A 9,888-nucleotide genomic window follows, 5' to 3' on the forward strand; every position below is an offset into this window, starting at 1 on the left:
GGCATTCTGCTCGGCATTGAATGCCCCTTCGGGGTCATGCCTGTACTGGCTGCTGCGGGAGCGCAGGCCGCTGAGCAGGGCCAGTACCTCTTTTTCGCAGCTGCGGGGCATCCAGCGCTGGGCCCGGGCATAGGCAATTCCCCCTTCTTCGTCGCGGTAGGGCTCCAGGCAGTGTAGCGATTTGCGGGCCAGGGCGGCCGCCTCCGGATCCTGCTGCTGCAGATACTCCAGAATTGCCTCTAGTGATTCCCAGAGGCTGTACACATCCAGGCCATAGAAGCCGGCTTTCTGCGGCGCGGGCTGTGCCTGATTGTACTGCCTGAGCCAGCGGGCAAAGGCAGCCATTTCCCAGTTTGCCCACATCCAGCCGGGCCAGCGCTCAAACTGCCCAATTACCTCCCGGGCGCTTCTGCCACTCCCGGGATAGCCTTTTACATAGCGGTTAATGCGATAACAATCGGGCCAGTCACCTTCTACGGCTATAAAGTTGAAGCCCTTTTCGGCCAGCAGGCGACGGCTTATTTCCATGCGCCAGGTGTAGAATTCATGGGTGCCGTGGGTGGCTTCGCCCAGCATAATGATGCGGGCCCCCTCCAGCTCCTTTAGCAGGGCATCAAGGTCTGCAGGGCTGTGCAGGGGGTGGGCATGAGCGGCAAAGGGTTGTGTTTCCATAGCGTATAGGGGTAGATATCAGCTTCTGGGATAACAGCTGTTGTACAGCCTTGGTTATGGGAGAGGATGGGGGTAGTAGCAATGAGGGCTAAGCGGCTTGGGGCGGGCTAGGGCTTTCTCCAGCCCGGGGCTGCCAGCGCAGAGGGGTGTAGAAGCCATAGACTCCTGGATCAAACAAAACAGGCAGTAGTGAGTCTTTAATAGTAAAGTCTAAAAAGTCTAAGTAGAATCATGAATAGAATATTTTATTTACTAATGATCCCGGCCCTGCTCATGCTGGCCGCCTGCAACGTAGAAGAAGGAGGAACCGAAGAACATACCATCACTGCCACCATTAATGGCGAGAACTGGTACTTTTACGATGCTACCATACGCCCATCGGATGAGGGGGGCATGGTGCTGCGGGCCATGGGCTATCTGCTGACCGAGCAGGACAATGCCGAGCGGGCCAATCTGGAAATCACCTTTACCGGCCTTAGCTCCCCAGATCAGCTGAGAGAAGGCTATGTGGCTGAGTTTGCAGCTACCAATACCGGCAATAGCGCGTTTGCCGTACTGCGGCTACCCAATCAGCAACTAATGTTTGATACCAAGCTCGATCCTGAAACGCAGGGCACCTTTACCGTAGAATCGGTTGAGGACAACCAGATGAGTGGCACCTTTAGTTTTGTAGCCAAAGATCAGCTGGGGCGGCCCGTTACAGTTGAAAGTGGAGATTTTGATGAAGTTGAGATCATCCGCTAAGCTCCCGGGGGTTGATTAGCCTTGTTTGCCTGTTTCGTAAAGGGACGGGCTTTTTTGTGTGCTTGGTGCAGGGGATAGCCAGGGTCGTGGGGTGTACCCATAGGGCCAAACAGGCTTTTGCTCTGGCCTTCATCCTCTAATAGTCATATAACCCCTATGCCATAATGGCCGTAAACAAGGGTATAGCATGACGTAGTGGCATTTGCGCCGCTATAGGCGCGCCCAAAGTGCAAAATGCTCTCCATTTCCATCTTGGCACGCCTCTTGCTTATTTAGTTGTACTAATAAGAGAGGAGTATAAGATGAATATATTACAGCATAAAGATCTTTTGCATGGACTTTTGAAGCAGGGCGATGTATTGAACACCCTCAACGGTGGCATGGCCATGACCTATGTAGAAGAGCAGGAGCATGAAGACCATAAGGTGCTTACCTTCTGGGCGCCCAGCGTACCGGCAGAAGCCTTTAATATTGTGTTGAACATCAATACCCTGGTGGTATTTTCTCTTCTGCCGTCTTCAGCGGATGATGCAGAAGCGGGGTCTTTCAATATTCCTATGTTCTTTCGCAAGTTCAGGCTTCCGGCCTATATCGATGTTAACAATATTGAAGCGGTGCATGAGGGTGATCGCCTGAGCATACTGCTTCCCTATAAAGATACTGGCGTACCCATTCGCCGAATCAGGCTGCGGGAAGACCGGAATAAGTAACAGAAAAGAGGCAGAATGTAGGTTCTGCCTCTTTTTTTTTACCAGGTGGTGGTGTGTAATTTCTGGGTTGCCTTTAGCAGGTCCTTGCGGCTGAGCTGGCCCAGCAGCCGGCCCCTTTCGTCCACTACGGGATAGCGCCGAAAGGGGGAATTGATAAACGCCTTTGCCGCAGTGAGGATGTCGGTATCCGGCCGCAGGGTATACACATTGGGGGTCATATAATCTCCCACGGTCTGGTCATTGAGGGGGTTGTTGTAATAGCCATCGTCCAGGATCACCTTCAGGCAATCTTTTTCAGAGAGCATGCCTACCAGGCAGTCATCCTTGTCCACTATGGGAATACCGGATATATCTTTACGCAGAATGACGCCGATAGCCTCCCGTATGGGTGTGTTCTCCTGCAGGGTGATCACATCCCGTACCATGTACTTACTGATGGGCATGTAGCGTACATCGGCTACAGGATCGCCCAATTTTTCTTTCGTTTTAATGAAGGCTGGTGTAAAATTCATAGCGGTCAATAATGAGTTGGAAAAATAGTATTTTATAAAATACAAAATTGCCGCTATAAAACAAATAATCTCCCGGCAAAATACACATGGGGTGCCCATTGGCCGGAACGCAACAGCTCTTTAGCCGCAGTGTTGCCTGGAGAGAGCATGAGGGGGGCTGCGCCTGAAGGGTAGCAGCCTCACTCACAGTGCTGGCAGGCATCAGGAATGAAGTGTACCGCAGCCTGCAATGGCAAGATCCATTTGGGGTCAGCCCTGTAAGTACTGGAAATTGGGGAGAAAGGGAGGGGGGGACTATCCCGCGGATAGTGCTTAGCGGATGCTTTGTACCAGCTCACCGCCAACTTCCTTGCTGCCAGGTCTGGCCTGGGCATGAAATTGCCGTTTGAGTTGTTCTACATGCACAAAATTTCTGCGTATGGCCGGAAAACCCGAGAAATATGACTGCAGCCGGATGCGCAGGCTTACATAGCGCACCTCCCGCAGCCTTTTTTGTTCCGGGCTATCATCTGCCTTGATGGTATGGTGATACCAGGCCGGTACAAAGCGTTTTACATGGTAAAAGAAGCTTTGCGTAAGCCCGCCATAGAACGACAGCCAGTCTGCAGAATTATGCTTGAGCAGAATCTTATAGGGTTCAAGGAGTTCAAAGCAGGAGGCACTTTCCCGAATATACCGTATGTAGTACTCCCAGCTGAGGCGATCTTTGGCAATGAAGTGTTTGAACACCAGGCGCTCATCGTACCAGATGTCATAGCCCGCCAGCGCCAGCGCATAGCAGAGCTCATGGTCGCCGCCGGAGGTAAGCTGCGCGGCCATGCGATCGCTGAGCAGGGAGCGAAAACCGGAGCTGTACACCAGGGTGTAGGCCGACTTGCGCAACACACTGCCGGCGCCATAGAGCTTGTTTTCCTTCACCTTGCCAGACTGCGGGGCCTGTGGGCCACCGGCATACATGGAATGCACCTTGAGCCAGGCAGGGGGTTCTTCTTCGTACACAAATTCTCCCTTGCCCCCCAGCATGCCAATAGAAGGGTTACTTTTCATGATCTGGAAGGCAGTGGCCACATAGGTATCGCACAGCCAGTTATCATCATCACACATGATGATAAAATCATAGCTGGACCTTGCAAAGCCCATTTCCCGGGCGCTGCTAAGCCCCGGTACGGGCTGGTACACGACCGAAAAGGCGCCATTGCCCTTGCTGTGCCGGTTCCATTCGTCCCTGGCCACCTGTGCCGAAGCATCGGTAGAGGCATTGTCTACCACCAGCACTTCCCAGTTAATGCCCTCGGGCACGCGCTGGCGCGCAAGATGCTGCAAGGTTGTAGGAAGCCTGCTGGCGCCATTATAGGTGCAGATCACTATGGAGATACCTTCCTTCACAGGGCTTTTAGCATCATTTTGGTGTACAATTTGGCTATTTTCCAGTATAGGCCGGGATCCTGGTGCATCCGCAGCGCTTCCTGTATCTGTGCCTTAACCGTTTGCCGGTTATACGAACGGTGCCAGATGCGGTTCGCAATCTTTAAGGCATAGTGAGCATAGAACCGCAAAGCCGTGCGGCGTACACTCCCGCGCACCTCATCGGGCAGATAGGCGTGTATGGTATTCATAACCCATTGAAGATCGTGCAGGTTTTTAGCCTGAACGAATGACTGACCCGATATGGACTGATAGTGCATGCGATAGGCCGAAAGAACCTCTGGTGTATAGGCCATGGCATAGCGGCGGGCGATGCGCATCCACATTTCCCAGTCTTCGCCATAGGTTACACCATAAAATCCCCCCAACTCCTCATATACCGATCTGCGTACGCTAATGGCACAATACTGGATGCGCTGGCGTTCTCCCAGCCGCACGAGCCAGTTGCTTAGCAGGCCATCGGCCTGTTGTTCAGGCTGCTGGGGGTAGAGATACGCACTATCTTCATCGATGTACTGGTAGCGGCTAAAGGCTGCACCTGCCTCGGGGTAGCGGTCTAGCAGAGCGCCGATCTTCTCATAATAGCCTGGCAGCACTTTGTCATCGCCATGCAGCAGGTGTATGTAGTGACCGGTGGCCAGGTTCAGGCAGGTTTCAAAATTGCGCAGGCTGCCAACGTTTTTTGGCTGACAATGGTACGTAATGCGGCCGGCGCCCACACGCTGTACCAGGGCTGCCACATCGGCATCGGTGCTGGCATCATCCACTACTACAATCTGCATTTGCTCCCGGCCGGGGTCCTGCACCAGCACACTCTCCAGCGTTTCTGTAAGGTAGCCGGCGCAGTTATAAACAGGCACCATTACCGACCACCTGGGGCGGTCCGGTGCAGGAGGAAGGGGAAGGATCGTAGGGGGTTGCTTCAGTATACGCTCCAAGGGTTGCCAGCTTGACTTCTGCCGAATTATTTTAAAAAATCTATACCACCTAAGATAAATCTTATTTTGGTACTATAACAAAACTAAACAAAAAAATATGGATTCAAGAACAGCCTGGCTGCTCTTCTACAGTTTTAATCTTCTTTTAATAAAAGAATGCACCAGGAAATAGAGTAAACCCCACTCCCGGGATTTAGCTAATAGTAAAACCGATTTCCGGTAAGGAAGGTTACGGGCAAACGCTAAAAGTATGTGCCTGCGCTTAAAATATGCAGCTTTACGGATGGCTGCAGGATCCCGGTTGGGATTGTCCCGCTGTTCAATAGCCTTTGTTATGACAGCCAGTTTTTGCAGGCATTCTACCATCAGATGCAGGGAGCCTTCCTGCAGCAGGGGGGTAGGGTTATGGCGCAGGCATTCGATCTGGCTGTAGCTGAGCCTATAGGTGCTGCCCATGTAGTAGCGAATGTTGCGCAGCACCTGCTGATGCTGGGCCAGATCATATTCGGGCTTTTTTTGAACCTGGTGCAGGCTTTGCGGGCTTATGCGGTAATCCATCAGGATCTCGGGCAGATTATGAACCTTAAACCGCCGGCTAAATTGCCAGAATAGCTCAAAATCTTCAGAATAGGGTACGGTATAACCGCCTATCTGCTCGGCCGCCGCTTTGCGAAAGACTATGCTGGGATGGTACATCCAGCACTCAAAGGTGAGGTTGTAGTAATAGTACTCTGGTTTGAAGTCATCAATGCGTACCAGTTCTCCCTCTTCGGTAATAACGCGTACCCAGCAGGACAGCAGCGCACAGTCGGGATGCGCCTGCAGGTAGGCAAGCTGCTTTTCCAGGCGGCTGGGGTAGCTGATGTCATCAGCATCCATACGGGCAATGAGGGGGCTGGCGGCCAGGCTGATTCCCCTGTTGAGGGTGGCGGAGATGCCCATGTTCTGCTCATTGCGGTAGTAGCGGATGCGCGGGTCGGAGTAGGAGCGGATAATTTCGGCACTGCGGTCGGTAGAGCAATCGTCCAGCAAGAGCAGCTCAAAATGGGCAAAGGTCTGCTGCAATATACTATCAATGGCCTGCGCCAGAAAGCGCTCGGCGTTGTAAACGGGCAGGAGTACGGAGAGCTTGGGGGCTGGCACCGGGGCAGGGCTTAGTGTTTTTGGAAGAGTTGCAGTCCTTTTTGGGGCAGGCTGGTGACATAATGGAGCAGCGGCTGCCGGTAGGGGCGCAGGGCCTTGCGCAGCATTTTGTGCACCTGTGGGTCATCAATCCCCTGCTGGTGCAGGTAGCTTTCCAGCCACTCCAGAAAGTAGCGCCGCACCTGGTGGTACTTGCCGCCTTCGGTAACGGACTGAACCAGAGAGCCTATGCGCTGGCGATAACGGTTATGGCACCCTTTGCTTACATACACCGGCTCATTGGCATACATTTTGGCCAGAAAGCCCTGATCTTCATACAGCTGGTTGGCGCCGGTAAAGTGTGCCTCAAAGCCGCCTATCCGTTGCAGGGCCTGCATGCGGCAGAGCAGTCCGGAGGGGCAGGGCGCCGCTGAAGAGTTGAGGGGGTACAGCCGGAGCATGAGCTGAGGGGGGGCATATACCCCTTCGGCCATGCCATCGCCTACATACAGGACAACATCATCCCGTTGGGCATCTTCCCAGCTAAACCAGTATTCGGAGGCCTCACAGACCATGGCCACCTGCGGGTGCTGTTGCATAAGGGCTACCTGCCGGCTAAGCTTTTGCGGCAGCCACACATCATCAGCATCCAGAAAGGCCACCAGCTCTCCCCGTGCCCGGGCTATACCTGCATTTCGGGAGGCGCTCAGGCCCCGGTTGGCATGCTGGGGATGCTCCAGGTAGTAGATTTTGCCTGGGTGCTGCCCGGCATAGGAGCGGGCTATGGAGGTGCTGGCATCGCTGGAGCCATCGTCAACCAGCAGCAACTCCCAATGGGGATAATCCTGCGCCAGCACGCTTTCTACAGTTTCCTTTAAAAAGCGCTCCTCATTCAGGAAACAGGTAATGATGGAAACGATGGGGGTAGCTGATCCGATCATGATTGGGAAGCCTTTGCTTTAAACCACTGGTTTAACTGTCGTTCAAATGTTTTTCCATCCACATCCTTTACCTGAAAACGCCCCAGACGATAAGGCTGGTCCTGCTGCAGCACAGGGCGGGCATCGGTAGTAAAGGCTGCTGTATAGCCCGCCTGTTGCACGGCTTTTATCGTGGCATCACTAAAGCTGCCCGAGGGGTAGGCAAACAGGCTCAGCGGCTTGCCGGTCAGGGCTTCCAGAGCTTCCTTCCCCTGCTGCACCTCCAGCAGCTGCAGCTCCTGCGGATGAAGCGCCAGAGCAGGATGCGTCATGGTATGCCCCCCTATGCTAAAGAGGGGAGAGCGGGCCATGGCCTGCAGCTCAGCCTCGCTCATGCAGCAGTATTCCGGACGGGCCTCATCCGGGCTGCCCACCCAGGCCCGCAGCTCTTTGAGCAGAGCCTGCTGGTAGGCATCGGTCAGGGGGGTCATGAATTTCCAGAGTTTCAGATAAAGGGCAGCCCGGCGGGTTTGGGGCGGCGAATCGGCCTGCCACTGGGCATGATGGCGCTGCAGGCTTACCGACAGCTGCCGGTCCTGCTGCAGATCAAACAGCAGAAACTCGCCTTTAAAGGTCATGGTGAGTTGCTGCGGCAGGGTAGGACTGTGCAGGATGAGGCGCTCCAGTTCATCCCACCAGAACTCCTTTTGCCTGCCCAGGCGGTTGAGGGTAAAAAGAAGGTAGCCGGCAGGGCGTATTGTTCCAGCAGGGGGCGGGCCAGCTGGTAATTATCCGCATAGCCATCATCAAAGGTAATGACCACCGAGCGCTTGAGCCGATCGTCCTGCAGTTGCTGCACCATGGCCGGAGCCGATTCTGCCACGCCCATTTTTTGCAGCACCTGGAGGTGCTCCTCAAAGTACTGCGGGCGTACTGCCAGCTGCCAGGGGTCGCTTTTAGGCGTGCCTATGCGGTGGTACATCAGCACCACGGCCCGGGCGCCAAGGGCCTGCTTTAGTTTCGTTATCCAGTTGTTCTTCAAGGCAATAAAGGTTTAACGGCTTTGGCCGCTATGATCACCTGGTACTGCTCATCCACTACCTCCAGCTTTTCTATAGAGACCTCGGGCAGCCCCAGCCCCCACAAGAAGGCCGAGGCGGCATAAGCATTGCCATAGGTCCGGATGTCGAGTTCGGCATCGGGAAAGGTCTCCTGCAGCACGCGCGTGATCGAGAGCCGGGTAAAGGACCAGTACCAGATTTCCTTCCAGGCGCCCGAGGCAATGGGGGTAATGCCCGGAGAGGTCATTAGGAATGTGCCGCCCGGCTTCAACATGCGGTAACAGGTTTTCAATGCTTCCTTATACTCCCAGATCAGGTGCAGGGTTTGGGTTAAGATGATACAATCAAAGGCCTGGTCGGGCAGGTGTGGGGCATTGCTCAGATCCCCCACATACGTAGCCTGGGGGTTGGAGTCGTCCACATGCAGAATATCGCTTTTTTCTACCTTTTTTCCGCCAAACTGCAGGGTATAGTCATTACCGCCTATCTCCAGCACCCGGCCCCGGATGCTGGCTGCCTGCTGCTGCAAAAAGTGCTCTATATAATAGCGGTCTATGGGCCCGCCCCGCTCATAGCCAAAGTCTTTGCTGATGGGGCGCAGCCGGTCAAAGTCGCCAAAGGCAACCCTGCCGGGGGCCGGGGTATACTGGGGCCGGATGCCCCAGCGCTGCAGCCAGCGAAGGGGGGCAGCCGGGGCGTAGGTCTTTATAAAGGTTTTGATCCTGGAGGTGGGTTCGGCGGCCATAAAACGGAAAAAAGTAGCGGGCGGTATTTTAAAAGTGTTTTCAGGCTCTCTTCGGTAAGCGGTGTACTGTTCGTTTTCAGGTTCTGGTAGAGCTGGTCCCCATAATAGGCTTTCCAGACGGCAAGTCCCTGCCTATACGCCTGCTCTTCCTGGGGGCTGCGCAGCAGGGGCTTTTGCCGGCCCAGCACCAGCAATACATAGTGCAGCATTTTGGGAATATTGCCCGACATATTGCTGGTATGGATCCGGTAGGCGGCAATCTTGTGCGGGTGGTGCAGCACCGGATGAGTACGGGCAATTTTCAGGTACAGGTCATAATCCTCACAGGCTTTGAGGCTGGTATCAAATTGCAGCTCCCGAAATACCCACCTGCGGTACATCAGAGTAGCATGCATGCCAATGTAATTGCCTTCCAGCAGGCGCAGGTAATGATCCTGTTCCACTACAACCTGCACTTCTTCCAGCAGGTTTTTATGTTGGTCGATTTTTTCATGCCCGCCTGAGACAAAGGCCGCCCCGGGATGCTCCTGCAGGTAGCGAAGGTTGGTGGCAAAGGCTCCCTCAAAAAGCCAGTCGTCGGCATCCAGAAACACCAGAAACTCGCCCTTACTGGCCCGAATGCCGGTGTTGCGGGCGGCCGAAAGTCCCTGGTTCTGCTGGTAGATGTACTGTACCCCCTCCAGCTGCTGGCTAATCTGGCGGGTGGCATCCGTTGAGCCATCGTCTACTACAATGATCTCCGTAGCGGTATGCTGCTGCCGGCGTATGCTGGCTACTGCCTCGGGCAGGTAGCTGCCGTGGTTGTAGCAGGGAATGATCACCGAGATCAGCGGGAGAGCGGTAGCGGGCTGTTCGGGCATGTTATTTGGTGGCAGCATGCTTTCGGTTTCGTACATAGTAGGCTACTCCGGACAGCATGCCCCGTATTTCTTCCCACAGGGTGCTGTACCGAAGGGGGTAGGCGGGAAATCCCTGCCGGATGAGCTTTACATAAAAGGCAGCACCAGCAGCAGGTGCTTGCGGTAGCCAGCCTGGCGCT

12 protein-coding genes are annotated in these 9,888 nt (G+C 54.5%); 2 read left to right on the forward strand and 10 right to left on the reverse strand.

The window, feature by feature from the left end:
• On the reverse strand, positions 1-672 hold a 672-nt coding region (locus ADICEAN_RS18430), incomplete at its 3' end, for an erythromycin esterase family protein (RefSeq protein ID WP_040398156.1).
• A 231-nt stretch (positions 673-903) separates the two neighbouring features.
• Here ADICEAN_RS18430 and ADICEAN_RS18435 point away from each other — a divergent pair.
• Positions 904-1,416, forward strand: a complete 513-nt coding sequence (locus ADICEAN_RS18435; protein ID WP_152426515.1) for a hypothetical protein — start codon at positions 904-906, stop codon at positions 1,414-1,416.
• Between the two features lie 302 nt (positions 1,417-1,718).
• Positions 1,719-2,126 carry an Hsp20/alpha crystallin family protein gene (locus tag ADICEAN_RS18440; RefSeq protein ID WP_009197175.1) on the forward strand — a complete coding sequence of 136 codons (408 nt, stop codon included), beginning with the start codon at positions 1,719-1,721 and terminating at the stop codon, positions 2,124-2,126.
• Between the two features lie 38 nt (positions 2,127-2,164).
• Here the strand turns inward: ADICEAN_RS18440 and ADICEAN_RS18445 are convergent, their stop codons facing one another.
• From ADICEAN_RS18445 to ADICEAN_RS18485, 9 genes are all read right to left on the reverse strand, one after another.
• A complete protein-coding gene (locus tag ADICEAN_RS18445) occupies positions 2,165-2,638 on the reverse strand; it encodes a CBS domain-containing protein (protein WP_009197176.1) in 474 nt (157 codons plus the stop codon).
• 312 nt (positions 2,639-2,950) lie between these two features.
• Positions 2,951-4,024 carry a glycosyltransferase gene (locus tag ADICEAN_RS18450; RefSeq protein ID WP_009197177.1) on the reverse strand — a complete coding sequence of 358 codons (1,074 nt, stop codon included), beginning with the start codon at positions 4,022-4,024 and terminating at the stop codon, positions 2,951-2,953.
• Positions 4,021-5,001 carry a glycosyltransferase family 2 protein gene (locus ADICEAN_RS18455; RefSeq protein ID WP_040398159.1) on the reverse strand — a complete coding sequence of 327 codons (981 nt, stop codon included), beginning with the start codon at positions 4,999-5,001 and terminating at the stop codon, positions 4,021-4,023. The genes ADICEAN_RS18450 and ADICEAN_RS18455 overlap by 4 nt, the downstream gene beginning before the upstream one ends.
• A 126-nt stretch (positions 5,002-5,127) precedes the next feature.
• On the reverse strand, positions 5,128-6,144 hold the full coding sequence (locus tag ADICEAN_RS21580) for a glycosyltransferase family 2 protein (protein ID WP_009197179.1): 1,017 nt from the start codon (positions 6,142-6,144) through the stop codon (positions 5,128-5,130).
• A gap of 11 nt (positions 6,145-6,155) precedes the next feature.
• On the reverse strand, positions 6,156-7,064 hold the full coding sequence (locus tag ADICEAN_RS18465; protein ID WP_009197180.1) for a glycosyltransferase family 2 protein: 909 nt from the start codon (positions 7,062-7,064) through the stop codon (positions 6,156-6,158).
• Positions 7,061-7,681 (reverse strand): polysaccharide deacetylase family protein, encoded by a 621-nt coding sequence (locus tag ADICEAN_RS18470; protein WP_009197181.1) that lies wholly within the window; start codon positions 7,679-7,681, stop codon positions 7,061-7,063. The genes ADICEAN_RS18465 and ADICEAN_RS18470 overlap by 4 nt, the downstream gene beginning before the upstream one ends.
• Positions 7,678-8,085: a polysaccharide deacetylase family protein gene (locus ADICEAN_RS18475; RefSeq protein ID WP_009197182.1), complete on the reverse strand. Its 408-nt coding sequence runs from the start codon at positions 8,083-8,085 to the stop codon at positions 7,678-7,680. Before ADICEAN_RS18475 ends, ADICEAN_RS18470 begins: the two co-directional genes overlap by 4 nt.
• Complete coding sequence (locus tag ADICEAN_RS18480; protein ID WP_009197183.1) at positions 8,082-8,849, reverse strand: methyltransferase domain-containing protein; 768 nt, start codon at positions 8,847-8,849, stop codon at positions 8,082-8,084. Before ADICEAN_RS18480 ends, ADICEAN_RS18475 begins: the two co-directional genes overlap by 4 nt.
• Positions 8,810-9,727: a glycosyltransferase family 2 protein gene (locus ADICEAN_RS18485; RefSeq protein ID WP_161622733.1), complete on the reverse strand. Its 918-nt coding sequence runs from the start codon at positions 9,725-9,727 to the stop codon at positions 8,810-8,812. The genes ADICEAN_RS18480 and ADICEAN_RS18485 overlap by 40 nt, the downstream gene beginning before the upstream one ends.
• Positions 9,728-9,888: the final 161 nt, after the last annotated feature.

Source organism: Cesiribacter andamanensis AMV16 (assembly GCF_000348925.1).
Classification (GTDB): Bacteria; Bacteroidota; Bacteroidia; order Cytophagales; family Cyclobacteriaceae; genus Cesiribacter; species Cesiribacter andamanensis.

Excerpts from the sequence above, each read along its gene's own strand:
- ADICEAN_RS18480 (WP_009197183.1), bottom strand. The coding sequence starts at position 8,849 with ATGGCCGCCGAACCCACCTCCAGGATCAAAACCTTTATAAAGACCTAC.
- ADICEAN_RS18485 (WP_161622733.1), bottom strand. The coding sequence starts at position 9,727 with ATGCTGCCACCAAATAACATGCCCGAACAGCCCGCTACCGCTCTCCCG.
- ADICEAN_RS18435 (WP_152426515.1), top strand. The coding sequence starts at position 904 with ATGAATAGAATATTTTATTTACTAATGATCCCGGCCCTGCTCATGCTG.
- ADICEAN_RS18465 (WP_009197180.1), bottom strand. The coding sequence starts at position 7,064 with ATGATCGGATCAGCTACCCCCATCGTTTCCATCATTACCTGTTTCCTG.
- ADICEAN_RS18440 (WP_009197175.1), top strand. The coding sequence starts at position 1,719 with ATGAATATATTACAGCATAAAGATCTTTTGCATGGACTTTTGAAGCAG.
- ADICEAN_RS18470 (WP_009197181.1), bottom strand. The coding sequence starts at position 7,681 with ATGACCTTTAAAGGCGAGTTTCTGCTGTTTGATCTGCAGCAGGACCGG.
- ADICEAN_RS18445 (WP_009197176.1), bottom strand. The coding sequence starts at position 2,638 with ATGAATTTTACACCAGCCTTCATTAAAACGAAAGAAAAATTGGGCGAT.